Source organism: Campylobacterota bacterium (assembly GCA_020633995.1).
Classification (GTDB): Bacteria; Babelota; Babeliae; order Babelales; family RVW-14; genus JACKCO01.
Genome location: JACKCO010000003.1, coordinates 225,716 through 252,236, shown reverse-complemented (window position 1 = coordinate 252,236; position 26,521 = coordinate 225,716). Strand labels below are relative to the sequence as shown.

The window sequence follows — 26,521 nt, the reverse complement described above, 5'->3', positions numbered from 1 at the left end:
GAAATTTTTTGATTTGTTTTCAAATTGGTTTTTAGGTTGGTTCTTTGTATTGTCTTGTGTATTTTTTTATTCGTTCAAATTGTTCGAGAAATTGTTGGCACAGGCGCTTCCCTTTGCTGATTATAACATTTTCTTCGTTTTCTTTGCGAGCGCGGTGTGTCCAGTTTGCAGATCCACTAACGACTGTTTTGTCATCAAATACTGCAAACTTGTGATGCATAAAGGCTTTATTGAGTGCTATGTTATCGTAGAGTGATACGTCTACACCTGAATTTTTTAATGTTGATAACATAGGCCTGCTGTGTTTTACGCTGCTTTTATCAACAATGAGCTCTACTTTTGCGCCGCGCTTTTGCGCGTCACATAAAGCCTGTGTAATAGGTTCGTCGGTGATGATGAAAAGAGCTGCCTTAATTGAGCTAGTCGAATTATCAATGCAGTGCTTGATGGCTTTAAAATGTTTCTCATCTCGATCGGGGCTAAAGTATACCTTAGTGTGTACTGACTGAGAATGGGGCTTATACAATTGATGCTTGTATTGGTGTATAGGTGGATGGGAGCGACCAAATTTTTGTTGTATACCATGTTGTGGGAAGTATGGAAAATTTGGGAGCGTTGGCTTTCTTAATGTTAGCATAGCGTTGCATGAGTGCGGCCATGCGATAGTGGGCAACAGAATAATCAATGATAAGAAAGAGAGTTTTTTTTGATTTATTTTTATTTTCATTATTCCATTCTCATTTTTTTAAATTTAAACCTTTGTTAGGTCGATAGTTTTTTTTCCTTTTTCCCATGTCACGCAAATGTTGTTTGGCTTTAGAACGAATGCAACACTAATCAATTTGCCAAGGATTTCGCAGTCTTTACATTTAATGAGTGGTGGTTGAAGTACCCGTGAGTTGTATACGTTAAGGCTATTGGCGTGTCGTACTATTAGGTATTGCTCATTATAGTCTTCAACGCTGTCAAGTAAGTTAGAATCTTGAAAATTTAGTCCGCCAGAAGCAAATGCTTTGTCTTGACCATTGTCTTCCACTTCTATAACGCGCCCAATACGTCGCTCTTGCCAATGGTCATCATGTTCGAGTGAGCGCTTTCGCTCTAAGGCGCTTATAGCAGATACAAGGCATGAAAATAATATGAATAGTGTGATTGCATAGTGCCTTACGTGCTTCATAAAAAACCTCCATTAATGCATCGTATTAATCCTAATTGTAATTATATCAAATAGGGGGGATCTTGTAAAATGGCCTGTGGTGCGTGGTTTAAGTAAGATAGAGCAAAAAAAAGAGGCTGCAGAAATGCAGCCTCTTTTGGGGGAAGTTGATGCCGTCTAGACTGATGTTTGCAGCCATTTGACGTAACGACCACGTTTTGCGGGATCGTTAAACCACCAGTCACAACGTCCTTTAATAAGTTTAAAGTAACGTTTAAAGCGACCTGGTGAATATTCATCGGTTTTCATATGAAAGTTTTTGAAGCGTGAATCTTCACCGGTTTCGAGTTCAATTGCAGGCTCAACAAAGTGAGTTGCTAAGATACAAATACTTTCAGTGATGTTTCCAATCTTTTGACCAAATTTGATCAAGAGTTTTGATGCTTCAGCTTCCATGGTTCCTTTAAATCCTTCGTCCATGATGGTGAAGCCAAAATGGTCATCATGCAAGCGGCGCAGACGGCGCTTGAGTTCATCAGCACGATCACCTTCAACCATGAATGTTGACATGCCTTCTTCAGCGTTGTCTTTAATGTCCATGTAAGTGTTGAGTGAGTTGAAGACGGTCATGGTACATGCAGTTGCAGGTGCTACACCAAAAACCTGTGAAAGGAGTACGGTGTATGCAAGCTCACGCATGAATGTAGACTTACCACCACCGTGTGGACCAGTAAGCAAGATGTTTGCAACGGCATCTTTACCTGAACCAAGCTTAACATCTTCAGGAATAATTTTGTCCGAGTGTACAACCGGGTTCCACACTTTTTCTACTTCAAGGCGTGGACACTCTTCTGTGACGAATGTTGTAAAGCAGTAACGTGCATCATTTTCGTCATGAGTGCGAATCATACGTGCAACGCTGATGTATGCATCAATTTCACCGATTGACTTAAGGAGAGGAACAAGTTGCTCTTTAAGTCTTGTTGCACGCTCATAAGCAACACGAACACGGCCCATAAAGGAGAAGTAAGAGGCGTTATTTTTAAATGTTGAGGTGTTAAGTTCTTTGAGTAGAAAGCGCATTTCTTTGCTGAGCTTGTCGCTATTTTCAGCAAATGAAACGAGGTCGTTATGATATTCAAGTGCGTCGACAGCACTAGGAACTTTTTTGAGCAGCTCATTTACTTCTTGTGCTGAATTAATAGTGTTTGCAACGCTGATCATCAGCTCTTGCATGCTTTTGTTCAAGCGCTCTTGAGCAATCAGTCCAGGCCATACTTTCCAAATAAGCAGTCCTGCACTAGCAAATGAGGCAGCGCCCCATGCGCCATTTTTTCCATTGAAATCTTTACCTTGAAAGTGGTCTTGAATTACGTCGTATCCACATTTCGCTCCATAACCGATAAAAACTCCGGTTGCGGCGCTTAAGCTAAGCAACATTGCGGTACGGATACCTTCAATAGTGGTAGCAGAGTTTGATGATCCGGTCATGTTGGTAAAGTTGGTCAAAGCATCAGTTCTGCTGTTAAATGGATTTGAAAGGGACCATAAAATCAGCATATCTTCCTGCTGTTGCGCAATTGGTTGAAAAACGTTTTCAAACTCTGTCAACAACTCAGGGCTTTGGGCAAGGCGTTGAACAAATTTTTGACGGTTAAGCAGTTTTTGTTCTTGCTTGTTATTGAGAGGGTGGGTAAGCAAGTAGCGCATTGCTTCGTGTCCATAGATGGTGTTAACGTATCGGCCAATGCGGTTTGCAAGACTCATTTGAGGACACTCAGGTTTGCCTGCAACAAGATTTAATTCATCTGAAGCATGCTCTGAGAGCACGTCGTTTTTACCATGATCGGCACTGTAGGTAAGCAACGTTGCTGCCAAGTGGTCTTGCTCGGTCCACTCAAGGCCAGGAAGCGCTCGGTCATCATCTTTTTGAAGTTCAATTTTTTCAAAGTACGATGCAGGAATGCGGAGAATCATTTCCTGAGTTGGTTTTGGTTTTACAGGTTGAGGTGCTTTAGCATGGACTGGACTCAGCCCAAGAATCATGAGGGCAAACAATCCAACTTTATGCAAAGAAGAATATGTCATAAAAGACCTTTCATTTGGGGGTTAAATAAAAAAATTCCATGTAACGTGGTATTATAATAACAATCTTTTTTATAGCAAGCATTGTGACCAAAGCTGCCGGTTTAAGGTCTTTTAGGGTATGTACGGTTTTCAATTGTTCTTATTTGTCGCCTAGTTGGGCATGTAGCGCCTCCCACTGCGTGAGTGCGTCGCTATGTTGGTTTTTTATCTCCTCTATTTTTTCCATGGTTTCTTGGTAGGTAGTTGAAGAGTAGTCGTAAAGGCCGAGTTGCTCATATAGTTGGCTGAGCTCTTGTTCGTATCGATCAATTTTGCTCTCAAGGTTGTTAATTTTTTTATTAAGTTCGTACGCTTGCTTACTCGATTGTTGCTTCTTTTGTTGTGTGTGTTCTTTTTGCTTGGGAGTTGCTTTTTTCTCTGACGTTGATGCTTTTGGTTGGGTCATTTCTTTTTGGTGTAAAAACGAGTCGTAGTTGCCTTGGTAGGTCAGTGCTTTAGTAGGTGTAAGTTCAACAATGACCGTTGCTAACTCGTTTAAAAAGGTACGGTCGTGAGAAACAAAAAGAATGGTTCCTGAAAATTGTTGCAAAGCGGTGAGCAAAATTTCTTTTGACTGGAGATCAAGGTGATTAGTTGGCTCGTCCAAAATAAGAAAATTTGCATGTTGTAGCAGAACTTTAACCATGGCCACACGATTTTTTTCACCACCACTCAGGACACCAATTTTTTTGTGTACATCATCTCCAGGAAATAAAAATGTGCCGAGAAATGTTCGTACTTGAGCGTGAGCTTGTGATGTTTGACAGGCGCTTTCAGCCTCTTCAAGGATTGTCTTTTTTTTGTCGAGTACTAGGTCTTGATCTTGCTCAAACAAGGCATGCGTTACGTTGTAGCCAAACTCAAATGAGCCATACTCGAGTGGATATTTGCCGGTAACAACATTGAGCAGCGTTGTTTTTCCAACACCGTTAGCTGCTACAAGGGCAACTTTTTGCCCACGGTCGACATCAAAAGAAATGTTTTTAAAAACTGTTTGGTCGCCAAATCGCTTTGAGACATCTTTAACTTTGAGTACTGTTTTGCCTGCACGTGGAATGTGCCCAAAGTTGAGCTTGATGGTTCCTTGTTTTTGCTCGAGCTCGATTATTTCCATCTTTTCAATTGAGCGCAGCAGGCCTTGTGCCATTTTTGCTTTTGTGGCTTTAGCGCGAAATCGTTCAGCAGTTCTCTTTTTTTGAGCAATTTCTTTTTGTTGGGTGGCGTAAGCCTTTTCAAGCAGTTCTTGTTCATGCTCTTGTTGCCCCAGAAACGAGCTGTAGTTTCCGCGGTAAAGTTTGCCTTTGCCTCGATCGATGTGAAAAATATCTTGGCAAACATAGTCAAGGCAATAGCGATCGTGTGTGACGAGTAAAAAGCCAAATGGTGCGTGTTTTAAAAAATCTAAGAACCAGTCTTTTGCAAAAATATCTAAGTGGTTAGTGGGCTCGTCAAATAAATAAAAATCAGCGTCTTGTAGTAAAAGCTTTGCGAGTACAACGCGCATCTTCCAGCCAACGCTGAGTTGGTTAACAGGCTTGTCCCAACCATCGGGTGAAAAACCAAGGCCTTGAAGTACTTTTTTTGCTTGTTGTTCAAGATCTGCAATATTGTAGTCAGCCATTTCATGTTGCAAATGTGCGTATCGCTCGAGCATATGTTCGTCTGCATCGCCAAGTTGTTGCTCAATTGAGTCGATTTCTTTTTGAAGTTTGTAAACCCGCTCAAATGCTGAAAAAGTCTCTTCAAGAATTGATTTTGTTGATTCAAGTACCATTTCTTGTGGCATGTAGGCAACATGTTTATCTTTTTCAATGCTCACGCCGCCTTTGTCTAGAGCTTGCCTGCCGGCAATAACTTTTAGCAGTGTTGATTTTCCCGCTCCATTACGCCCAACAAAACCGATTTTATCAGTTTTTGAAAATGAGAATGCAAGGTTGTCAAAAAGTGCCCTGGTCCCGAACGAAAGGCAGATATCATTGCCAAGAATCATAGTACATTACACATGGTTAAAATATTATTAATCAAAAATAAGACGTCTCAAGTGTAGCATGTATTTGATAAATGGGGAAAAATGACAGCAGAAACCGATATATGAGTAAAAATATTTGGTTGATTGTTAGCCAGCATTTAACAAAATATTGATAACCGCATGAGTTGTGTCTGGACTTTTTTGAGCAAGCATAAGTGGCGTTTGTCGGTATCGAGTTAAAGAGTTTTTGTTGGCTCCTGATGTGAGTAAAAATAAAATCATAGCGATGTTGCCTTCCTGTGCTGCTTCGTGCAAAGGTGTGGTACCAAAATGCATTTTAGCATTGACGCTAGCTCCATTTGCTACAAGTAGTTGCGCAGAATAGAGGTACTTTGTTTTAGCTGCAAGGTGTAGTGGTGTCATTCTATGCCAAACTGTTACTGCATCGACGTTGGCTCCATATTTAAGGAGTAATTTGATTGCTTTAAGATGGCCGCCTTGAGCTGCGTAGTGAAGTAACGTCATGCCGTGGCTATCGAACATGTTGATGTTGACTCCTTCTTTGATGGCGCTGCTCAATAGTTTTTCAGATAGATTGCCTGCTTGCAGTATTGTACGTAACTCATCACAGCGGTTTATTACGTGTTGAGCTTGTGCAAGGTTTGCAAAAACAGAAGAAGGGTATCCTGCCCTTTGAACCGAATAGATGTACCCTTGCATGAAAAGAGTTGTGCCTTCTTGCGTCAAGCAGGGTGGTGGTATGCGTAGAAAAAGAGGCAAGCGAAGATGGCTGTTCAAAGTCCATAGCATGCCATAGAGAGAACCACGTGCATGCTCTTCTATTTCCTCTGACTCATCTGATTTATTTGATGATAGAAGGTCATAAATTCTTGCAACTTGGTTATCGTTTTGAATGATGTAAAAAATAGAACATACTCCGGAGCAAACAAAATCAACAATTGTTTTAGCTAAAGTATTTCCGATTTTTAGGGAGTTAAAGAGTGAAAAGATAGCGTCGTGAATTTGTTCGTGTGAAATTAGATTATGGGAGATTATAAATGGTACCATTTTTTTAAAAAAGTAGATTTTGTCTTCTATTGGTAGGGTTTCGTTGTGGGGAATACTCTTCAAATCATTTTGTAGATCCTTGGAGAGCTCTTCTCGAGAACTGAATGGGAAGTCAAGAGGCCTATGCATTGTAAGGTTGTTGTTTTTGTCTACGAAGGTGTTACTGCCAAAGTTTTCTAAAAATTTTTGGCAAGGCACTATCTTACTAAAAAAAAAGGTTAGGGGTTTTAATCTTTCTGCCTTGTCCTTATTAAACTCCTGCATTAGTGACCAAATATCACTAATGAGGGCACTGTCAAAACAGATTTGTTCCGTTTGGCTGCTGACAATCCTGCAGATATATGGGCCTTCGGCGGATTTAAGTTCGGTGCTGAAAATTGTTATTAAAAGAATGATGCTCAGTGTGATAACGTTTCTTTTTTTATTCATCGATCCCCAAGTGATAACAGGTTAGAAAAATTTCGAGAGTTAATTTGTACCAAATTTTGCCTCTCTTTGTCTAGAGTGCGGGCTTTCTTGCGCATGTTTATGCTTGTCCTTAACCACTTGTATTTTCTTTAAAAAAAGTTATAAACAAACGATCTGTTTTTTTATGGAAGCGTTGTTTTGCTAATGGAGAAAGCAAGTTATGAAGAAAACAAAGTATTTGATGCCTGTTTTGTTGGTGTATGCGCTCGTTTTTGTTGGCAGTAGTTTCGGTAGCGAGACCCGCCTAAAAAATGTTGCAAGCTCTCATGTTGAGTATTGCAATAGGGAAGTGAAGATTACTTATCGCAATGAAGATAGTAAGACTGAAAAAAAGTACGAGCATTATTTTGATGAAGAAGAAGATGTGAACTTTTTTAAGCTTAGCAGCGACGAGACGATGTTACTTGCGGTAGGAGATCATAAAATTTGTTTGTTTTGTTTAGATTCCAACAAGGAAAGAGAAAACCCTATGAATTTTTTTAGGACTGATTGTACGATACTTGATGCCGTTATTAGTGAGTGTAAGCATGGTATTGCTATTGTTGGTTGTCGTGATGATCAACAGAATGGGAGAGCATATGTTATTGCCATATATTCTTCTATGAGAGGAATAAAGCTTAGAGAGATAAATGTGGATCGAGTGTTAACAAATCTTGTTTTTCCCAAGGGTGCATTATGCCTAGAGGGGGTCGTTGATGGTAAGCATATGGGGTATCACTTTAATGATGGATGCTTCTATGAGAAGTGAGATATTGAAAGTGATAAAAGTCCAGGCTGTATCTAAGTAACAGCTCCAATCAATCCTGGCAACGGCGCCGTCCCATATATGAATATGACTGACCGTGTGATTTATGTTTCGTAGGATTCAGGCTAACACCCAAATTATTTTTCCTCAATTTCAGTAATATCTACAAAAGTAAATCCGGCTTTTTGGACAAGAGTACGCATTTGCTTGCTCAGTTCATCTCGTGTTAATTCGTTTTTCTTTTTGAGTGTGATGGTGACAATTCCATCTTTCACGTTAATTTTTTCGATCTTTTTAAGGAATGTGAGTTTTTTTAGTTTACTCTTTAGTCCTTGAGCACACAGCGAACAGGTCATACCATCAACACGCATGGTCATTTTTCTGATGACTCCGTGAAGTGGGAAATTTGAGAGTAGGAGTAAAGAAAAAAGGACATACAGTTTTTTCATTATTTGGTCTCCTTAAAAATCGATAGCTGCAACCAGTGCAAGACGAAAATCAAAATTTGACTTGCTATTCCAGCTTTGCACAAGTGGTACCTGCATGCCACCTTTTAAAAAAATATTTTCATACGCCATACCAAACGTTGGACCTGCAAATAGTACATAGCCACCAGTGTTGATTATTTTTTCTTGTTTAGAGCGCTCCTTGTCTTGCACAATTACATTGGTTTCCCAGGCAACGGCCCAGTCGGGTTGATCAAATTGTACAGGAACTGGGCGATAAAAAACGACCAAGCTCCAGTCAGCAAGATTGCTCTGTTTAGCCTGACTTTTTTGTGAATAGAGATCAGCTTCAAGTGTCGAATAAAAATACCAGTGAGGCGATTCGTAAACTCCCGTCGCAATGAGGTTGAAGCCACCGGTACGAAAAAATGGGCGCGTTGCATTACGTTCTGTGTTGGTAGGTAAAATAAACCCGCCAAGCAATGAGGCTTGAACACTGTGCCCCTTCCAGTCTTTTTTGTAGAAGCGGTGTTTAATGAGTGTGCGAATGTTGCCTAAGTTCGAGTTATGCCCATGGCCATGCCTACGATCAAAAACGAGTGGAGCAACAAGCAGCAGTGTTGTAGATTCGTTTATGCCATACCAAGTTTCATAGGCGAGGATGGACGTGCTGCGGTCTCGTTGTTGGATATGTAAGGTTTGGCATTTTTGTTTAATTCCTTTGTCCCAAATAGTTTGAGGGTAACGAGCAAATGTTGGGCGATGGGCGTTAAGCCATAAGGGTGAAAAAAATAAAAAAAGCAGTGGAAGTAACATCCTGGTTTTCATTTTTCCTATTTTCTTTATCTTAAAGTGGGCATAAAAATAACTTCAATTACTTATTGTATATTTCTCAGTCTAGTGACTCTTATGACAAATGAAAATGAAAAACTCACTGGTTTTTTGCCCGTCAACAAACCGGTAGGCTGTACATCGTACGATTGCATCAGAAAGATAAAAAAACTTGTTCGGCCAGAACTTGGCAAAAAGGTAAGGATTGGCCACGCGGGTACGCTCGATCCGTTTGCTTCGGGGTTGATGATTATAGCCATAGGCAGATCGTTTACTAAGCAACTTGAATTGCTGAGTGGCAAAGATAAGACGTATCAGGTAAGGGCAAAACTTGGTCAGCTAACCACAACGCTTGATTGTGAGGGTGTAGTACTTGAAGACAAGGATTGTTCATATGTGACGGCGCAGCAGTTGCAACAAGCAATTGATCAGTTGGGGCAGCAATACAAGCAGGTACCGCCCGTTTATTCAGCCATGAAATATCAGGGGCAACGCATGCACGAGCTTGCGCGCGGTCAAAAAATGTCGCAGGAAGAATTAGGCAACATTGCCTACCAAAAAGCACGCGTAGTTATGCTTTACGAAGTGAAATTGTTGAGCGTAAAAGACTCATATTTTGAGCTTGTCGCTCGGGTTTCGAAAGGCACCTATATCCGGGCACTCGTTGATGATATCGCTCAGCAGCTAGGATTGCATGCAGCGGCACATGTGCTTGACAGGCTGAAAATAGGAAATTTGAGCGTTGAACGCTCAACTAATCTTGATGACCTCAAGTCAGTTGCAGATATCGAAAATAGTGTAGTGAAAAATCTAGAAATTTAGAGCAGAGAAATTTGGTTGCGGGGGCTGGATTTGAACCAGCGACCTTTGGGTTATGAGCCCAACGAGCTACCAGGCTGCTCTACCCCGCGTCTACTTCTGAATATTTTTTTACAAATTGAAAAGTTATTTATTTTTTTCTACCTGTCAACTTGTAATCATAAGTATAGAGTAAAGTACATGATTGTCAAATATATTTCTCAGCTTACATGCTATTTTTTTATGGCGTTGAAGTAGTTTTGTATGGTTGGGCGCAGTTTGCCAATGAATGGGTAAAAGATGACAGAGCGTTCCGTGATAACAGCAAAGTGCTCATTGGTAGGGCTAATTGCTACGGCTAGAGCCGCCTCTTCTTTATCAAGTTGCCAGGTTCGAATAAGATCCCCATACCATGTCCACAGATACACGGTGTTTTTGTTGCTTACGGTTAAAATGTAGGTGCAGCATGGGCTAAAGGCAATATCTCTTAGGCAGCCGTTATGTTGAAGCTTTGAAAGTTTTTGACCGTCTTGGTTGTACAACGATGCTGGGGTGATATCATCACCGTAATGTACGAGAAAACAGCGGCCATAGAGTTCAGATGCAATTTGTGTCAGCGTGTACTCTCCTGGTGGGGTATCAGCCGTTGCAATTAATTGTCCAGCGAGATTGTAAATGTGCCTTTTGTTGCCTTGCTCAATCAAAGTGAAGTGTAGTGGTTGTATGTTAAAGCTTTTGGGTTCTGAGTGTCCCGGTTCCCCAGGGAAATATGAGACTGGTCCAATTGCATATTCAGGCTCCCCGCCGAAGTCGAGTTTTTTTAGATCGCGGTTACTGCATTGAGTTAGAACGCTCTGCCCATCCCCACCCAAATAAATTTGGTCATGACGGATTCGGCCATCAGCAGTAAATGATGCGACGTCAAAAAGTCTTATTGCAGAGATTACGCCACCTGTCTGCGTGAGTGGTGGATGCTGGGTGGTCATGATAGTGATATCATTATCACCTGAGGCGATAATGATCTTTTTGCTCTTTGGGTCATGGATAACGTGGGTAATTTCGTTTTCGAAGGTATGTTTTTTACTCCAATTAAATTTATCAATATCCAATCTTCGCCAGATTGATAAGTTTTCTGTGCTGTAAAAAAGTATTTCATTTTTATTGGTGAAAACTAAATATTGTCCATCGTAGGTTAGGCTTGCTATTTTTAGATTGCACACGTCCTTGGCAACATTGACGGGGATAAATGGATGTTCGTTTTCTTCTTTGGTTTCGACTATGACAAACCTTACGCGTTCTTGAAAACTCTTATTTGTTGTTGGGTCATATTGTTGAACGCTGTATTTCATAGCCAGATATTGCCCGTCTGGGGTGAAGCAAACTTTTGGATTGATGTAGCGATTATAGGTATTGGTGTATTTTGTACATGATACTGACGCAAAAACTTCTCTCAGTATGCCGGTAAAAATATCCTCTTTTGATTTTTGTGCTACGCATGTAGGTTTGTTTTGGCCAAAATCAGTGTGTAAGAAATAGCGTTGAATTTCTTTTGCCGCAAGCCAAGGATTGTTAACCACAAGGCTGGGTAGAAAGCGTTTGTCGATTAAGTTTTGTCCTACAACATCCAGCATACTCATTATTTGACCGTCTGGTTTTGTGTGTGCGCTTGCCAGGAGCACTGCAAGCGTTAGGTAGTCCAGTTGCTTGGTGCCTCGATCGGTTAACTTGCCAAGAGCTGTTGGGGAGTGTTGGACTGATGGTTGTAGTGCCACTTGAAGTTTTTTCCACAACTCTATTTTTTGGAGCTCTTCTGTGTTGGGATCATTATGATCTTTTTCTGTTGCCTGTAGTGGACAGGCAAAAAACAGTGTTATGATACTTGCCAGTAGCATTATTTTTCTCATAAAATTTTCTCCCTTTTTTACATGAACCTTGTGAGATCGGTATATTGAGAATAATAATTTTTCGAGTATAGCCAAAACTTAGAATGATTACCACTTAATCAATAAGACAAAATATCTTCCAGTTCTTCAAGGCTTAGTTGTTCAAAATAAGCTGAAAGAGGAAGGCGAACAAAATATCTATCTGTCGCAATACAAAAATATTTACTACATGGATCAAAAGAAAAATGTTTAGCATTTAGGCCGTGAAAAGTGAATATATCAGTATCTTTTTCTACTTTTTGTATAGTAAAAAAAATAGTTTTGTTTTTTTTGGCTGCCAACATGTATTGTCCACAGGGGCTGATGAGTATTTTTTGCATACATCCAAAATCCCAAAACATTTTCTTGTTAAAATTCCATAGTCTTACAGAACCATCTTCATAATGAATCATTACTTGCTGTGTGCCGGGTAAAAATGTACATCCTTGTATAGGTGCTTGGTGGGAATGAATTATATATGGTTTTGTGATGTTGTCTTTAGCGATTTTCCCAACAAAAGTTTCATATTCATCGTGAGTATGATGTTGAGATACTCTGCAGCTGCTATCGTCACAGTGTTTAGGTGTACATATGGTTAATGCGAAATATGTAGAAGAAGGATCTATTTCTCTAAAAACGATTCTAGAATTAGTATTATCACCACATAGTTTTTTAATGCTTGGATAGAGTGACTCAACTTTTGAATAGAGCTCATGGCTTGCGCAGTTTTGTGTTGTTGTGTAGGTAAGACTAAAATTCTCAAGAGGTGTTACAGTACAAGAAATTTTTGAATGGTCAAAGGTATCGAGGAAAAAAGCTCCTTGCCAAGAGTCATATGCTTTGATTATAGTTTCTTGCTCCTTGCATGAGAGCCCAACAACTTGATGATTTGAGTAAAGATTAAATTTTCCAAAAATACGAGTTTTGGGGCTTGAAGTCATGGCGCATATTTTTTTAAAAAGCTTAAAAAAGTGTGTACGTGCAAGATGTGGAGCTAGTTCTTTTTTGATGTGGCAAGGTAGGGCATTGAGAGGATAGTCTGCTTGATCATAAAAATAATGTTCATTTTTGTGCTGGATTTTTTGGAGTGGATATAATGATGTAAATTCATTGTGGTTGTTTAGTTGGTTTGGTTCGGTGCAGATAACTCCGTACTTTTGCCATACAAGTTCATAGAGCATATTTAAGAACTGTCTACGTGTTGAAGTTAGCTTAGGTTGAGCATGTTGTGCAAGACCAATGATTGCTAAGTTAAATAGGCTGGGTGTGGTGTTATTCTCTTCTGTTTCTTGGTTATCTTTTATTTCAGTTGGACTTTGCTCGGTGGCATAAGTTATTGAGCTAATGAGCAAAGTTAGGGAGAGGATTGTTATTTTTTTTATCACGTTTAGACATCTCTATGAGTTAAATTGATTAAACTTGTATATCAAAAACATTGCCAATTTGATAAAGCCACTGTTCGGGGAAGAGTAGGTCAATCAATTCGGCAAGGGTAAATCGTGAAAAAAAATTTACAGCAGGGAAAATGACACAAGCGCGATCATTTAGAGGAAATGATACGTAGTTTGAGCATGGGCTGAACGTTGGTAAAGGGGTCGTGTCTTCAGGAGCAATTGTAATGAGTTTTCCGTTTGCCTTGCATAATGCATGCATGAAATATTTCTCCATGAGTATGATTAATTTTCCGCATGGACTGAACCAAGTGGTAAGGTAATTTGTACTTATACTTTTTTCAAGATCTGTGTTTAGTTTTTGTAAGAAATCTCCGTTAGTTTTCCATAAATAAGCGGCACCATCGTGGTCCGTTGTGACTACAAGTTTTCCGCATGGGCTCAATGAAGCACCGGATACAAATTTGGGGTGAGGAAGGTTAGTAGTAGTTTTCCCATCCGTGTGCAATAGCTGGACGCTTTGACCTGGTGGTACTGTGACAAGAAATTTTCCGCATTGACTGAATTGTGGAGGCCCAGTATTGACTAGCTGTGCTGTCTTTGTAATATATTCTCCGTTTATGTTTCGGAGATATAAGTAAGATAGAGGAGAATTGTTATCATGTGTTGCTACTGCAATAAATTTTTCGCATGGACTAAGAACAAAACTTTTCACTTCTTCCGGGTGCTCTAAATTGCGCTGTAAATCTCCGTCAGATGTCCATAGTTTGAGAGTTTTTTTTGATGCTGTTGCTAAAAGGTTTCCATTTGCACTGAAAACGACGAGGGGAACTGTGCCGTTGTGTATAAGTTTTTTTAAAAGTTTTCCTTCATGACTCCATAGTTTGACAGATCCATCGTGTGATGCGGTTGCTATGAGTTTGTTACAAGGGTTGAATGTAATATCGCTTATTAAGCCATCGTGTTGTAATTGTGCGACCAAATCTCCTTTGATACTCCATAGTTTTGCAACAGATTTATCACGTGAGATTGTAGTAATTAATTTGCTACATGGACTAAACTCGATTTTGTGTATTACTTTGTCATGATTAAGTTTTACTGAGTGCCTACTTTCCAATGAGTGTATTGTAACAGTAGGTTTTGGGCAGGCAGCACATACAATAAGTTTTCCATTAGGACTGAACAGAACATTTCCAACTGCTTCGTCATTTTCTATTTTAATAACTCCATATTTTTGAGTATAGAGTCTTAGCAATGTTTCATAGCAGCCAAAAGCAATATTTTTAACAATATTTGGATGATTGTCTGTATGAACAGTTTGTTTGAGGTAGCACAAAAAGTTATACAGATGTTGCTGTTTTTCTGCACCGTGAGTTGTGGTGTTAATGAGTGCTGCAAGGGTAAGGATAATTATTTTTTTTAGCATGTCTAAATGCTTTCTATGGTGTTAATGAATTAAAACTGCACATCAAAAAACATCGCTAATTTGATAAAGCCAATGAGCTTGTTCTGGGAAAAGCAGTTCGATGAGCTCGTCGAGCGTGAGTTGTGCAAAGTAATCAGGTGCAGGCCATAAGATTATTGTGTCGTCAACTTCTGATACAATTGCAATTGATGCAGCTGCAATGAGTGTTCCATCAGGGCTGAATGAAACAGAGGTGACCCAGCCGTTATGATTGAGGGTTGCAATGAGTTGTCCGTCACGGTTCCATAGTTTTGCAGTGCGGTCACCTGATGCAGTTGCAATGAGTGCGTTATCAGGGCTGAATACAACAGAGTCGACCCAGCGGTTATGGTTGAAGGTTGCAACAGGTTGTCCGTCACGGTTCCATAGTGTTGCAGTGCGGTCATATGATGCAGTTGCAATGAGTGTGCCATCAGGGCTGAATACAACAGAGTTGACCCGGTCATTATGATTGAGGGTTGCAACAAGTTGTCCGTCACGGTTCCATAGTTTTGTAGTGTGGTCACTTGATGCAGTTGCAATAAGTTTGCTATCAGGGCTGAATGAAACAGAGTTGATGTGGTCATTGTGATTGAGGGTTGCAATGAGTTGTCCATTACGGTTCCATAGTTTTGCAATACAGTCTTCTGATGTAGTTGCAATGAGCGTGCTATCAGGGCTGAATGCAGCAGAGTTGAGCCAGCCGTTATCGATATTGAGGGTTGCAATGAGTTGTCCGTTGCGGCTCCATAGCTCTGTTTTGAAGTTGTATAATCCAGTTGCAATGAGTGTGCCATCAGGGCTGAATATAACAGAGTTGACCCGGTCATTATGATTGAGGGTTGCAACGAGTTGTCCGTCACGGTTCCATAGTTTTGCAGTGTGGTCACGTGATGCAGTTGCAATAAGTGTGCTATCAGGGCTGAATGAAACAGAGGGGACCCAGTCGTTATGGTCGAGGATTGCAATAAGGTTGCCATCAGGGCTCCATAATTTTGCAGTGCAGTCATCTGATGCAGTTGCAATAAGCGTGCCATCGGGGCTGAAGGAAACTGAGCAAATACTTGCCTGCAAGTCGTGTTGTAAAATCGTCTGTCCGTGTTGCCTGATGTGCGCGTTAAGTAGTGCTTCATAGCAACCAAAAGCAATGCTCCTAACAATATTTGGATGATTGACTGTATGAACAGTTTGTTTGAGGTAGCACAAAAAGTTATACAGATGTTGCTGTTTTTCTGCACCGTGAGTTGTGGTGTTAATGAGTGCTGCAAGGGTAAGGATAATTATTTTTTTTAGCATGTCTAAATGCTTTCTATGGTGTTAATGAATTAAAACTGCACATCAAAAAAAATCGCCAATTTGATAAAGCTACTGTTCGGGGAAGAGTAGGTCAATGAGTTCGTCAAAAGCAAGTTGTGCAAAATAATGTGGCGATGGGAATAGTTTAACTGTAGACTTTTTTACGCAAGCAAGAGCGATAAGTTTTCCATCTGGGCTAAATAATACTTTGCTGTTGGCATTTGGGGTTAGTCGTTTAAGAATTTTTCCGTCTAGGGTTACAAGCCAGCTGCAATCTGTTACGAAAAATTTTTCATAGGGATCTATTGCAACATTGGTAACTGTGTCTTCGGCTGATAGCTTTATTACCAGGTTACCATTAAAATCCCATATTTTAATTTCTCCGTTTCGAGATGATGTTGTTATTATAAAATTGTTGTGATGACTAAGGGTAACACCAGTGATCCAGTTGCCATGCGAAATTTTTTTAATAAGTTCGCCATGTTGGGTATACACTTTTGTAGTGCCGTCATCGGAGGCAGTAGCGATGTATTGTTTGTCATGGCTAAAGACTACAGAATTAATTTCATCATTGTGCTCTATAAGAAATTTTTTTTCAGGAGTGTGTACTTCTACTACTCTTATGCCCAGTGCTGATGCAGTCGAAATGACAGATAGATCTGAGGTTGCAAAGAGTCTATAAACCGCTTCTGGAAATTCACGGCTTTCTATTAACTCCCCCTTGGTATTCCATAGTTTGATTTGGCAAGGATTGTTGTAGTAAATTGTCATGATTTGATCGTCTGAAGTAAAATCAATGGCATAGGCGCGTTTGTTTTTTTGTGGGATTTGGCAAATAATAATTCCGCAAATATCCCATATGTTTGTGGTCCCATCGTCACAGGCAGTAGCGATGAGCGTTCCAGAAGGGTTAAAAGCTATTGAGTTGATGTATGCGTTGTGAGGTAGCGTTATTCTTTCGTGTTGTCTGAGGTATGTTTCTAGTAATATTCCATAGTAACCAAAAGCAACGCTCCTAACAATGTTTGGGTGGTTTGATTCGGGTACGGTTTGTTTGAGGTAGCACAAAAAGTTGTACAGGTGTTGTTGTTTTTCGGCAGGGTAAGTTGTTGCGCTGGTGAGTATTGCAAGGGCAAGAATAACTATTTTTTTACCAAGATTAGCTTTTGTTGAAGTTTGAGTAAGTGTTGATAGAAAAAAAATAAGAACGGCTTTAGTTGAGATTTTCATTACACGCACCTTTTATGTTTTTGTCGTTTAGCAGCATCTGAATATTGTCGTTGTCCACCGTACTAAAGAATCTTGGGAGTGGATATTGATAAACTATATTTTGGTTGAAGAAAATACAAAACGAGCCTAGTGGACTTGGCATTATTCTATTACTACTACAGCATGGCATGAGAAATACGCTTGGAAAAGTAACTGGAGCAATAAGTATTGGGACTCCGTTTTTTACAGTCCATAGTGTTATGTCAGTGCTGTTTCTTTGTGCGGTTAAAAAATAGTTACTTTTTGGTACTGAAATTATTGTTTCGATAGGACGTATGCCGGCTTGAGTAGTGGCAACTAAGTTTCCCGTTGTTGTACAAAAAGTACGCAGTTCGTTACCTGTTCCAACGATTAAGAGTTTGCCACATTCACTGAATTTAAATGTGTGGGTACCATAAGGTTGTTTTAAGGTTGCAAGACATACCCCTGCAAAGTTCCAGAGCTTAACACAGTCTCCTTTGTCTTTATATAATGTTGCAAGTTTTTTTTCAGTTGGACTGAAGACCATATCAAAAACGTGTCCTGGATGTGCAAGGAGTATTGTTTTTTTTGCGTGGAAATTGTAGAGAAACAGGTTACTTGTTGAGGCACATAAAATTGCAATGTATGATTTTGCTGGACTGAAAAGTGTTTTTGAGACGTTGGTTTTATAGTCGATTGAAGTTATTTGGTAAAGATCTGAGCTTGAAAAAAGATGTATCCCTTGCTCTGAAACTATCAGAAGGGTTTTCCCATTTGCACTTAAGGCCATATTCAAAAGAGGAGTTGGTGAAGGCCACATATGTCTTAGTTCCCCTGAAAGAAGGTAGCGTTGTACGCTGTTGTCAGATAAAACAAAAAGGTGATTTCCGTTGTAACTAAAAGCAATTTTTCTTATATTTGTTTGATCAGTGGCAAACATCGTATGAGTTTTAGTGAGTCTACTATAAATAGCAATGGTTCCACGTGCAGATGCTAAGGCGATATATTCTTCATTGTTGCTAATTGCTACGCATTGCAGGGATGAGCTATCCTTAAAACATTCCAGTAGCGAGCTGGGATGGTGTTTAAGTAAATATTGGAAGTTTGTTTCAATCGTATCAAGATTTTTTTGCGTTTGTTGTTCTATGTCCATTGCAAGAGCGGAGTACGTTATTAAAATGATAAAAACAAAAAAAGTGTGTTTCGTCGAAATATTCATGTTCTTTAGCTAGTTAGTTACTTTTTTAAGAAGCAATGTATTAATTGTTTCAAACTGTTTTTTTTCGAAATAGCTTATGGAGGGTAAAATATAGCAAAAATTGCTGGTTCCGATACAAAAAAAATCACCGTTAGGACTATAAGAAACTGTTTTTATTTCCTTATCAAATGCCTGTTCAAAAATTTGAGCACGAGCTTGATTTGAAGGATTTTGTAGGAGTGTTGGAACATCGTACAGATGCATTGTTTTTTTCCCATCACCGATGAGCAGGTAGCGCTGGCAAGGACTAAAAGCATACGAGAAGTAAAGTCCCTCGCTTAGTACTTTTGCGATAGGGATAACTTCACCATCTTGTTGCTTGTTGGCAAGAGTTTTAAAATCCCAGATGTACAAAGCCTTGTTAGATGTGGTAATAACTAAGTTTCCATGAGGTGAAAATGCGCTGCTAGAGGGGTTTTTAGAGTTGCTCTCAAATTTTGCAACAAGGTGTGGGGCGGCTTGTTTGTGGGTGATATTTTTTACTTGACCTGTCTCAGCTTGTGTAATCAGATTTTGGATATTCCAAATGTTGGTTATGCCGTTATTACATGAAGCAAGCAGGTATTGACCACATGGACTAAATGATGTTACAGCAATTGGTTTGCTTTCTTCTGGGCAAATGTTAACGACCAATGCTCGCTCAGGGTTACTTGTGAGCGTGAGTATTTGTTCTAGGTCGTAAACCATAACGTTACCGTCAAAGTTACTTATCGAAACATATTTTCCGTTGGGGCTGAAATTGGCAGATAATGTTGCTGATCCTTCGCTGGGTAGTGCCTTGAGTCGAGCACCATCGGGCTTTCTGTGGTTGTTTGCCAGTTTTGGTACACTCCAGAGACGAATTATGCCATCACCTCCAGTTAAAAGGTACGTGCCGCATGCGCTTATTTTTACAGAATAAGGAGTGATTGTTCCGTATGAAAACTTGGTGATGTATGCCACTTTGTTCGTTAACAAAGCGTTAAGGTCATACATGTTGACTTCGCGTTGATGACCCATATTACTTGAAATAAACATGTAGCGCAGGTCTGAGCTAATAACGATGGTATTTGCGCCTTTGTTTAAAGAAAACTGGGCAAGAGGTTTGTGTGCAGCAAGTAGTTGTGAGTAAAACTTACAGATTATTTGATGTATAAAGTCTTGCTTTTGTTTGGCGCCGAAAGGTTCTCTTTCTGGCGGTAGCAAGACACTTTGTACGCACTGACTGCCAAGCCGTAATCTTGGACCGAGGTCTTTTGTAACGGCTTTATTTTCTGCCTGAAGTGTTTTAAAAACATAGCTTGGGTAAAAGCGTTCTTTTAGGACAGTCAACAGATGAATAACACTCTCTGGTTTTTGGCTTAAGCCAACTTCTGCCAAAAACTCTGGATACTCACAAAGCTGCCCAAAAAGTTCTTCATTGTAACCAAGGTCAATTTTGTTGGCAATCATCTTGGATACTATTTCTCGCAGTTTTGGGATTGTGGTTTCGGCTGTTTTTTCATGTTCTTTTTCATTTTGGCTGCTTACCTGAGTTATAGCGAGCAACTGAGATGTCTCTGCACTACGAACGTTGGTTGTGGACAGTGCAAGCAACGTGAAAAAAACATGAGATAGCATGAATTTTGTAGGATTGAGCACAAAAGGTTGTCTGCTGAATATTTTCATAACAAGACTCCTCTACGCTTCCGTGTATCTTGTCGGGCTTTTTCAGAATCCTATGCATTCCTGGAACCTGAAAAAAATTCAGGGGATAGATAAAGGGAAGCGGTTTTGTGATACGCTACCGTGACAACTTGTATTTACGCTCGAGGCATTGCTCGTTGTAACACCTGTAGTCTTCTATAAAAAACACGGTTGGTGCAATTATTTAGAAAAAGAAAAATGAGAGAGTAAAGGAAAAGCCGGCAGGGAAGAAGTTCTCGATAATTATGGCGGGGCTGACGAGACTCGAACTCGCGACCTTCCGCGTGACAGGCGGACGCTCTAACCAAACTGAGCTACAGCCCCCCACCATAAACATCTTTGGACCAAATATGGTCAGGAAGTACCACTATTGTGCCATACAAATTTATTTTTTCAAGTAAAAAGCTTATTTGGCAGCGATTTATTGCAAAAACCTATTGGAGCGGTTACTCAATGATTGTGACCTGAGGTATTGCTACAGGCCGATAATTCGGGGCAAAGGCATTGAGCACGCGCTTTGATTTTGCTAGCTGTTGCGGCCTGCGGCCCTTATAGTCAGTAAGCTTGGGGTCTGCACCGTTCCTGAGAAGGAGTTCAATAACATCAGTATCACCAATGCGGTAATCGGGTAATTCTTTATATGGATTTCTCGTTACATCGTTGCGCGAACAGGCATCTGCTGCCTGATGCAGAGGAGTCCAGCCTTCGTTGTCAGGGATGATGATATTATTTTGTGTTGCAATGACTTGATAGGCATACGTGCTACCCCACCTATTCTCAGGGTTTTTAATGGGAGCATTGATTTGAGCACCATATGCTAGGAGCATCATGATGATGGCCTTACGAGCTTCTTGCGTGTCTTGTGTGTAGTCACTGACAGCTTTGTGCAAAGGCATAAGGCCTTTATTGTTTCTTGTGTTGGCAAGTGTTTGATCGTGCTCGAGAAGTGCTTCGACTACTGCAGGTTTATTGGTGGATATGGCAGCAAACATGGGCGTCCAGCCCTCGTTGTCGGGCATTGTTGTATGTGCATGGTGTTTAAGAAGAAGCCGTATCATTTCAACATTACCTTCAAGTGCAGCGATGCGCAGCGGTGTTCTGCCGAGTGGGTCTTGAGTGTTAATGCTAGCTTTTGAACTGGTCAAGAGCCTTGATGCTGACTGAACATCATTGTTTTGTGCTGCTGCACAGAGTGCTATATCATGCAAGGTTTGTTGAGTTGGGGCAAGTACCAGAGAGGTACAGACGGCTGCTGTTTTTGTAAGAGCACTCCAAAAGCTATCCATGGGTTGTTATGTATCGCTTTTTTATTCGTTTTCTGGAAAATAGGTTTTTAGCAGCTTAATACACTCTTCATCGGTGGTAAGTTCTTGTGGAGTTCGTTTTTTCAAGTCTGTGCGTTTGCGATCTGCTCCGTGATCAAGTAACAGTTTGACAAGCTCAGGATTTTTGTAGGCAGCAGCACCATGGAGCGGAGTCCATCCTGCATTATCTGCTACATTAATATCGGCTTTGTATTCCAAAACAAATTCAACGTGCATGATACCCCAGCGTATGGCAAAATGAAGGGCACATTCTCCGTGTTTGATAGGCATGTTTATATCGGCACCATGCTCGACTAAAAAATTTGCAGTCTTACGGTTGCGTCCATTAATTGCATGCAGTAGAGGGGTCCAATCAAAAAAGTCTTGGCGATTAACGTCCGCGCCGGCATCAACAAGCTTTTTGACAACATCAAATCTGTTTTCAAATACTGCAATGTGTAGGGGAGCATATCCTTCATCATTGAAGTCGTCCAGGTTTGCAGCGTTGCTTGTTATGAGTTGATCGATTGCTGCAAGGTTTTCGTTTATCCAGTATGTGTTGTATGCGTAAATGGCTTCATGCAGCGGATAAGGATTATCTTCATGTGCGAGCAGAGGAGTCCAAAGCGTAAGAATTGAATGGAGGCAAACCAGCAGTAAAGAAGTTCTTTTCATGACCCTCTCCTTTTTTGTAGAGAATGAAAAATTATAAACCTGCTAAGAGCCTAGAACGAGTTTAAAACAAGCGCAAGAGTTTATGTGAGATTAACAGAAAGAAGTGAGTAAGCAGGACTGTTGCCCTGCTTACTCGTATAATTTACGTGTTATTGTGCCAAGTAGTGATCATATCTCTACAGGTGTGTTCAACAGCTAGATCGGCAGCGGTTCTGTTTTTGCTGTCAGTAATTGTTTTGCTCGCGCCATGTTTAAGTAGTAATTCAATAACTTCAAGATTATTGCCCAAGGTTGCACGGTGGAGTGGTGTTAGCCCCTCTTTGTCTTGAACATTGATGTTGGGATTGAGGTTTAAGACAAATTTAACACTCTCAGCTCCCCATGAAACTGCGTAATGTAGTGGCGTGATGCCGTCTTTGATTGGTTCGTTTATATCAGCGCCACGACTCAGTAGTTCTTGTGCTATCTCCCGGTTTTTCTCCCATATTGCATGGAGCAAAGGTGTCCAATCAAATTGGTCGATGAGTGAAACGCTTGCTCCGGCGTCGAGCAGCAATTGAGTAATTTCTTTTTCTTTTTTCATTACAGCGATGTGTAGTGCCGCGTGGCCACTACAGTCGAATTCGTCAAGATTTTTGCTTTCAGCGATAAGTTGTTTTATGTATTCGATGTTTTCACTTTGATAGCGAATTACTTCATTGAGTAAAATAACATGGTCATTTGATCTGAGTAGGGTATATGGCTTTGGAAATGACCACTCGTTTTCCTCGAATATAATTGAGTGATTTTCATTTGTATTTTCAATCTCCAAGCTTTTTGCTGAACATGAAGTGGCTAGTGCGGTAATGAGCACACCCATTGCCAATGTTGTGATTTTGTTCATAAATCTTCCTCTTTTACAGGTAGTATTCGATTTTTGCTATAACTTACAAGGATGGTGTAAGGTGAGGCAATATTTTATTTCTCTTTCACTTTTTCTACAATTGCTGCAGCATCGATTTTGGCGTAAGCGAGCAACTCTTCAGGCTTGCCTGAGCGAGAAAGTTGTTTGACAGCCAAAGACTGGACGGCAATGTTTGTTGTGCTTAATGCATGCGCGACGAGGCTGCCAATACCGCCTTGTAGGTAGTGATCTTCAACAGTGATAACACGATTGCCAGCTTTTTGTGCAACTTTTTTTATTGTTTGGTTGTCAAGTGGTTTGACTGAGTATAGGTCAATCACTGCGGCCATGATGCCTTCAGTTTTAAGTTGCTCGTGTGCTTTTAGTGCCTCATGCAGAGTAATGCCGGCTGCGATTATACATACCTGGTCATTGTCACTTTGGCGTAAAACTTTGCAGCCACCGAGTTTAAATTCTTCGTCTTTCTTATAAAGGACTGGGGTTGCTGCGCGTGTTGTACGTAGGTATGAAATGCCATCGTGATACTGCGCCATCAAGTTGGTAAGTTTGTATGTAGCAACAGCGTCAGATGGGTATAGAATGATAGAATCTGGTATTGTGCTGAGCATTGCAATGTCTTCAAGTGCCATTTGTGATGGACCGTCTTCACCAATTGATACCCCGCTATGTGAACCGCATAGGCGTAGGGCGTTGCGGCCGATGCCAGCCATTCTAATTTGGTCGTAACAACGAGTAAAAAAAGCTCCAAATGTTGCAGCAAAGGGAATTAAGCCACGAGCTTGTAAACCTGTTGCAATGCCTACCATGTTTTGTTCAGCAATGAAGCATTGAATAAAACGATCAGGAAAAGCCTGCGCAAACATTTCAGTAAATGTCGAATTTTGTACATCAGCATCGAGTGCAATAATTGAGTTGCTTGTATGGCCAAGCGCAGAAAGTGCATAGCCAAATGCTTTACGTGTTGCAAGTTTTTTATCAGCTGTAAACTCTGCGCTATTGTCATCGTGTGCTAAATCAATATCAGGAATATGTGGAGTCTTGGTTTCGTGCGCGTCAGCTGGGGTTGGTTCAGATGGTGCATAAAGAGAGCTTGGGGCGTAGTTTGAAGCAGAAGAAAATGTTGTGTTGAGTTGATCAATAAGACTTTGTATATCGTCGAGCTCAAATGGTTTTCCGTGAAAACCATCTTTGTTTTCGCTTGCTGCTATGCCATGACCTTTAAATGTTTTTGCAATGATCATGCTCGGCTTACCACTTTGTTCTTTGCTGTGTTCAAGGGCTGCAACAATATCGGTGATATTGTGTCCATCGATAATGCATGTGTTCCAGCCAAATGCTTCAAATTGGCGAGCATATTTTTTTACATCATGATCGTGGATGCTCGATCCAGACTGGGCAAGGCGATTACAATCGAGTATTGCAACCAAGTTGTCGACGTTATTGTGAGCGGCAAGCTCAGCAGCTTCCCACACACTACCTTCTGCAACTTCGCCGTCACCTAAAATAACGTAAGTTGTGTAATCAAGCTCGCGCATGCGTGCATTAAGAGCCATACCAACCCCGATCGAGAGCCCCTGTCCAAGGGATCCTGTTGCAGCTTCATTGTATGCAAAGCGGCTTGTTGGGTGTCCCTCAAGTACGGAGTCAAACTTTCTCAAGCTAAGTAGTTCTTGGTCTGAAATGACCCCAAGCTGCTTCCATGCTGCATACAGCACAGGAATAGCATGTCCCTTAGAAAGAATAACCCGATCGTTGTTCGGATGCTCTGGATTTTTTAAATCATAGCACAGTACGTGAAAAAAAAGTGCGCTGACAATATCTGCAGCTGAAAGGCATGATGTTGGATGACCGGAGCCGGCTTGGCTTGTTGCACGAATGGAATCGATGCGAATTTGTAGTGCGTGATATTCAAGCCGTGCAAGGTCAATAGCGTGGGTGTTTGGCATAATCAGTTCTCCTTTAGTATGTTTTCTCAAGATGTTTGAATACGAGTTGGCTCCACGTTTCCATGTTGTCATATTGTTTTGCACACTCTTCAATGGTTAGTAGTGAGCCGTGTTTGAGTTCTGATCTGATACTAATGTTGTCGCTGCTGCCTTCAAGTAAAAAAACAAAGCCAACGTGCACCTGGCCAACGCTATTGCTTTCATCATTAACTAAACCAAGTGGCGTTATTGAAAAGTCATCCTTGTAGTTTACCTCTTCGGTAAATTCGCGTCTGCTCCATTCAAAAATAGAATTGTGTGTTAGGTCCTGTTCTCTAATGTGCCCACCAATGCCAAGGGTATATTTATTTTTTAAGCGCTGTTCGCCTGCTTTTTCGGGGCGTTGCATGAGAAAAATTTTTTCTTGATATTTAAAAACCAAATAAGGAATAATTTGTTTGTAACTTGGATCTTGTTCTGCTGCTTGGCGCCAAATAAACTCCTTGTGAGCATCAATGTTTGTTTCAAACTCTTTGAAATTGTCGATGGAAACAAATCCCTGTGGTGTTGTTGCTGCGAACAAGTTTTTGCGTGCAACGACAAGAATTTTTTCATCGGGCTTTGTTGGAGTTGCTGTCGGTTGTTTTTGTACTATTGTCATGGGTGGCCTTTCTAGAACAAAATCATTTTTTTTAAATGTTGTAAGAACGTATAGCCTAACACAAAATTAAAACGACTGCTTTTTTGGTTATGTTTTGTTATTTTCCTGATAATTTTATAGCGGTGAGTTTTAAAAAGGAGAAAAATGAAAAAAAATCTGTACGCCATTTCTATGCTTTTTTGTTTGTCTTTTAACACGTCTGTTTATTCAAATGTTGAGTTAGAGAAATTAGAAAAATTTTATGCTCTTGAAGCAGAAGAATTTATAGAACTTTCTATGGCCAAAGAATTAAGAATCAGTGAAATGCATAGGCTCATGTATTTTCAAGATGCAGACGAGCTGGATATGATTCTTCCAGAGGGAAGAGAATGCCGCGTCGAAGATTTTAGGGATGCGCACAATCGAACGCCACTGCATTGGGCTGTGCTTATTGGATGGCTGCAGGCTGTACGTTGCCTTGTTGCAGGAGGAGCAAGCCTTCAAGCGCGGGATAAGTTTAATAAAACACCTTGTGATTATGCTCGAGAAAAAAATTGTAGGCTGTTGCTTGGTGCTGTGCAAGGATCTTGTGTAGGGGAACGTGGTGAAAGTTAGGTATTTGTTGTATTTGTTACCCTTGATGGTAAATCTTTTTGCCAAAAGTGATAAAGAGAGTACAGGTAAGCTATCGGAGGCTGAAATTAATACAATGATTGGCAACACGCTTGGGGCCGATAAATTGCACAAAGCTGCAATATGTGGACGCATTAGTGAGATGAAGCGCCTGCTGGGTTTTCCTCCTGTGCCGGTCAATGGGCTGGATGAGCACCAACGAACACCGTTGCACTGGGCTGTACTTGCCGGCCAATATGAGGCGGCTAAATTATTGTTAAAGCATTCAGCAGCTATTGACTTGCAAGATGATGAGAGAAAAACAGCATTGCATTATGCCGTTATAGCCGATGATACAAAGATGGCAAAAATGCTCATTAAAAAAAAGGCGGTAATCAATTTGCCTGATAAAAAAGGGTTGTGCCCATTTGATTACATCAAGAGTGAAAAGATGAATGATATTTTTTTTAAATCTGAGTGAATGTATACAAGTGATAGTATGAATTTCTATTTAGCGAGTTGATTGTTTTTAAACGTACATAGTCTTTTGGAGTCATCCCCGACGCCGATCGGGAATGACTCCGTATGCCATTGAAATGGGTTAACAAATACTACCTGTTGTAAATAAATTTTAGCGTTTTTGCTTG

At 40.5% G+C, this 26,521-nt stretch carries 23 protein-coding genes and 2 tRNA genes; 4 read left to right on the top strand and 21 right to left on the bottom strand.

Annotation, left to right across the window (positions count from 1 at the left end; translation table 11 throughout):
• Positions 1–31: 31 nt before the first annotated feature.
• From H6679_00925 to H6679_00905, 5 genes are all read right to left on the bottom strand, one after another.
• Positions 32–727, bottom strand: coding sequence for a DUF1669 domain-containing protein (locus tag H6679_00925; protein ID MCB9492817.1), 696 nt, complete (start codon positions 725–727; stop codon positions 32–34).
• 24 nt (positions 728–751) lie between these two features.
• Entirely contained in the window at positions 752–1,177 is a 426-nt protein-coding gene (locus H6679_00920) for a hypothetical protein (protein MCB9492816.1), read from the bottom strand.
• 156 nt (positions 1,178–1,333) lie between these two features.
• A complete protein-coding gene (locus H6679_00915) occupies positions 1,334–3,244 on the bottom strand; it encodes a hypothetical protein (GenBank protein MCB9492815.1) in 1,911 nt (636 codons plus the stop codon).
• A gap of 139 nt (positions 3,245–3,383) precedes the next feature.
• The gene (locus tag H6679_00910; GenBank protein ID MCB9492814.1) at positions 3,384–5,273 is read right to left on the bottom strand and encodes an ABC-F family ATP-binding cassette domain-containing protein; all 1,890 of its coding nucleotides are present in this window, start codon (positions 5,271–5,273) and stop codon (positions 3,384–3,386) included.
• A gap of 126 nt (positions 5,274–5,399) precedes the next feature.
• Complete coding sequence (locus tag H6679_00905) at positions 5,400–6,749, bottom strand: ankyrin repeat domain-containing protein (GenBank protein MCB9492813.1); 1,350 nt, start codon at positions 6,747–6,749, stop codon at positions 5,400–5,402.
• A 199-nt stretch (positions 6,750–6,948) separates the two neighbouring features.
• Here H6679_00905 and H6679_00900 point away from each other — a divergent pair, with 199 nt between their 5' ends.
• On the top strand, positions 6,949–7,536 hold the full coding sequence (locus tag H6679_00900) for a hypothetical protein (GenBank protein MCB9492812.1): 588 nt from the start codon (positions 6,949–6,951) through the stop codon (positions 7,534–7,536).
• A 134-nt stretch (positions 7,537–7,670) separates the two neighbouring features.
• On the opposite strand, the gene H6679_00895 is transcribed toward H6679_00900, so the two are convergent.
• Complete coding sequence (locus H6679_00895) at positions 7,671–7,982, bottom strand: cation transporter (protein ID MCB9492811.1); 312 nt, start codon at positions 7,980–7,982, stop codon at positions 7,671–7,673.
• A 12-nt stretch (positions 7,983–7,994) separates the two neighbouring features.
• Positions 7,995–8,807, bottom strand: coding sequence for a hypothetical protein (locus H6679_00890; GenBank protein MCB9492810.1), 813 nt, complete (start codon positions 8,805–8,807; stop codon positions 7,995–7,997).
• 81 nt (positions 8,808–8,888) lie between these two features.
• Here H6679_00890 and truB point away from each other — a divergent pair, with 81 nt between their 5' ends.
• A complete protein-coding gene (gene truB / locus H6679_00885) occupies positions 8,889–9,632 on the top strand; it encodes a tRNA pseudouridine(55) synthase TruB (protein ID MCB9492809.1) in 744 nt (247 codons plus the stop codon).
• 12 nt (positions 9,633–9,644) lie between these two features.
• On the opposite strand, the gene H6679_00880 is transcribed toward truB, so the two are convergent.
• The 14 genes from H6679_00880 to H6679_00815 form a co-directional block, all read right to left on the bottom strand.
• Positions 9,645–9,721, bottom strand: a tRNA-Met gene (locus H6679_00880).
• 120 nt (positions 9,722–9,841) lie between these two features.
• Positions 9,842–11,512 (bottom strand): hypothetical protein, encoded by a 1,671-nt coding sequence (locus H6679_00875; protein MCB9492808.1) that lies wholly within the window; start codon positions 11,510–11,512, stop codon positions 9,842–9,844.
• Positions 11,513–11,610: 98 nt separating this feature from the next.
• Complete coding sequence (locus H6679_00870) at positions 11,611–12,915, bottom strand: hypothetical protein (GenBank protein MCB9492807.1); 1,305 nt, start codon at positions 12,913–12,915, stop codon at positions 11,611–11,613.
• A gap of 28 nt (positions 12,916–12,943) precedes the next feature.
• Positions 12,944–14,347 carry a hypothetical protein gene (locus H6679_00865; protein MCB9492806.1) on the bottom strand — a complete coding sequence of 468 codons (1,404 nt, stop codon included), beginning with the start codon at positions 14,345–14,347 and terminating at the stop codon, positions 12,944–12,946.
• A 42-nt stretch (positions 14,348–14,389) separates the two neighbouring features.
• Positions 14,390–15,661, bottom strand: coding sequence for a hypothetical protein (locus H6679_00860; GenBank protein MCB9492805.1), 1,272 nt, complete (start codon positions 15,659–15,661; stop codon positions 14,390–14,392).
• A 69-nt stretch (positions 15,662–15,730) separates the two neighbouring features.
• Positions 15,731–16,891, bottom strand: coding sequence for a hypothetical protein (locus tag H6679_00855; GenBank protein ID MCB9492804.1), 1,161 nt, complete (start codon positions 16,889–16,891; stop codon positions 15,731–15,733).
• Positions 16,875–18,110, bottom strand: coding sequence for a hypothetical protein (locus H6679_00850; protein MCB9492803.1), 1,236 nt, complete (start codon positions 18,108–18,110; stop codon positions 16,875–16,877). The genes H6679_00855 and H6679_00850 overlap by 17 nt, the downstream gene beginning before the upstream one ends.
• A gap of 9 nt (positions 18,111–18,119) precedes the next feature.
• Positions 18,120–19,796, bottom strand: coding sequence for a hypothetical protein (locus H6679_00845; protein ID MCB9492802.1), 1,677 nt, complete (start codon positions 19,794–19,796; stop codon positions 18,120–18,122).
• A 264-nt stretch (positions 19,797–20,060) separates the two neighbouring features.
• Positions 20,061–20,138 (bottom strand) — tRNA-Asp (locus H6679_00840).
• Positions 20,139–20,260: 122 nt separating this feature from the next.
• A complete protein-coding gene (locus tag H6679_00835; protein ID MCB9492801.1) occupies positions 20,261–21,100 on the bottom strand; it encodes an ankyrin repeat domain-containing protein in 840 nt (279 codons plus the stop codon).
• 21 nt (positions 21,101–21,121) lie between these two features.
• Positions 21,122–21,793, bottom strand: a complete 672-nt coding sequence (locus H6679_00830) for an ankyrin repeat domain-containing protein (protein ID MCB9492800.1) — start codon at positions 21,791–21,793, stop codon at positions 21,122–21,124.
• 142 nt (positions 21,794–21,935) lie between these two features.
• Positions 21,936–22,676 (bottom strand): ankyrin repeat domain-containing protein, encoded by a 741-nt coding sequence (locus H6679_00825; GenBank protein ID MCB9492799.1) that lies wholly within the window; start codon positions 22,674–22,676, stop codon positions 21,936–21,938.
• Positions 22,677–22,750: 74 nt separating this feature from the next.
• On the bottom strand, positions 22,751–24,643 hold the full coding sequence (locus tag H6679_00820; GenBank protein MCB9492798.1) for a transketolase: 1,893 nt from the start codon (positions 24,641–24,643) through the stop codon (positions 22,751–22,753).
• A gap of 13 nt (positions 24,644–24,656) precedes the next feature.
• Positions 24,657–25,283 (bottom strand): hypothetical protein, encoded by a 627-nt coding sequence (locus H6679_00815; GenBank protein MCB9492797.1) that lies wholly within the window; start codon positions 25,281–25,283, stop codon positions 24,657–24,659.
• A 144-nt stretch (positions 25,284–25,427) separates the two neighbouring features.
• Between H6679_00815 and H6679_00810 the strand changes: the two genes are divergently transcribed.
• Positions 25,428–25,877 (top strand): hypothetical protein, encoded by a 450-nt coding sequence (locus H6679_00810; GenBank protein ID MCB9492796.1) that lies wholly within the window; start codon positions 25,428–25,430, stop codon positions 25,875–25,877.
• Complete coding sequence (locus H6679_00805; GenBank protein ID MCB9492795.1) at positions 25,867–26,355, top strand: ankyrin repeat domain-containing protein; 489 nt, start codon at positions 25,867–25,869, stop codon at positions 26,353–26,355. The genes H6679_00810 and H6679_00805 overlap by 11 nt, the downstream gene beginning before the upstream one ends.
• Positions 26,356–26,521 lie beyond the last annotated feature (166 nt).

What these genes read in the sequence shown, in the direction of transcription:
- H6679_00925 (MCB9492817.1), bottom strand. Translation starts at nt 727, where the DNA reads ATGAAAATAAAAATAAATCAAAAAAAACTCTCTTTCTTATCATTGATT.
- H6679_00920 (MCB9492816.1), bottom strand. Translation starts at nt 1,177, where the DNA reads ATGAAGCACGTAAGGCACTATGCAATCACACTATTCATATTATTTTCA.
- H6679_00915 (MCB9492815.1), bottom strand. Translation starts at nt 3,244, where the DNA reads ATGACATATTCTTCTTTGCATAAAGTTGGATTGTTTGCCCTCATGATT.
- H6679_00910 (MCB9492814.1), bottom strand. Translation starts at nt 5,273, where the DNA reads ATGATTCTTGGCAATGATATCTGCCTTTCGTTCGGGACCAGGGCACTT.
- H6679_00905 (MCB9492813.1), bottom strand. Translation starts at nt 6,749, where the DNA reads ATGAATAAAAAAAGAAACGTTATCACACTGAGCATCATTCTTTTAATA.
- H6679_00900 (MCB9492812.1), top strand. Translation starts at nt 6,949, where the DNA reads ATGAAGAAAACAAAGTATTTGATGCCTGTTTTGTTGGTGTATGCGCTC.
- H6679_00895 (MCB9492811.1), bottom strand. Translation starts at nt 7,982, where the DNA reads ATGAAAAAACTGTATGTCCTTTTTTCTTTACTCCTACTCTCAAATTTC.
- H6679_00890 (MCB9492810.1), bottom strand. Translation starts at nt 8,807, where the DNA reads ATGAAAACCAGGATGTTACTTCCACTGCTTTTTTTATTTTTTTCACCC.
- truB (MCB9492809.1), top strand. Translation starts at nt 8,889, where the DNA reads ATGACAAATGAAAATGAAAAACTCACTGGTTTTTTGCCCGTCAACAAA.
- H6679_00875 (MCB9492808.1), bottom strand. Translation starts at nt 11,512, where the DNA reads ATGAGAAAAATAATGCTACTGGCAAGTATCATAACACTGTTTTTTGCC.
- H6679_00865 (MCB9492806.1), bottom strand. Translation starts at nt 14,347, where the DNA reads ATGCTAAAAAAAATAATTATCCTTACCCTTGCAGCACTCATTAACACC.
- H6679_00860 (MCB9492805.1), bottom strand. Translation starts at nt 15,661, where the DNA reads ATGCTAAAAAAAATAATTATCCTTACCCTTGCAGCACTCATTAACACC.
- H6679_00855 (MCB9492804.1), bottom strand. Translation starts at nt 16,891, where the DNA reads ATGAAAATCTCAACTAAAGCCGTTCTTATTTTTTTTCTATCAACACTT.
- H6679_00850 (MCB9492803.1), bottom strand. Translation starts at nt 18,110, where the DNA reads ATGAATATTTCGACGAAACACACTTTTTTTGTTTTTATCATTTTAATA.
- H6679_00845 (MCB9492802.1), bottom strand. Translation starts at nt 19,796, where the DNA reads ATGAAAATATTCAGCAGACAACCTTTTGTGCTCAATCCTACAAAATTC.
- H6679_00835 (MCB9492801.1), bottom strand. Translation starts at nt 21,100, where the DNA reads ATGGATAGCTTTTGGAGTGCTCTTACAAAAACAGCAGCCGTCTGTACC.
- H6679_00830 (MCB9492800.1), bottom strand. Translation starts at nt 21,793, where the DNA reads ATGAAAAGAACTTCTTTACTGCTGGTTTGCCTCCATTCAATTCTTACG.
- H6679_00825 (MCB9492799.1), bottom strand. Translation starts at nt 22,676, where the DNA reads ATGAACAAAATCACAACATTGGCAATGGGTGTGCTCATTACCGCACTA.
- H6679_00820 (MCB9492798.1), bottom strand. Translation starts at nt 24,643, where the DNA reads ATGCCAAACACCCACGCTATTGACCTTGCACGGCTTGAATATCACGCA.
- H6679_00815 (MCB9492797.1), bottom strand. Translation starts at nt 25,283, where the DNA reads ATGACAATAGTACAAAAACAACCGACAGCAACTCCAACAAAGCCCGAT.
- H6679_00810 (MCB9492796.1), top strand. Translation starts at nt 25,428, where the DNA reads ATGAAAAAAAATCTGTACGCCATTTCTATGCTTTTTTGTTTGTCTTTT.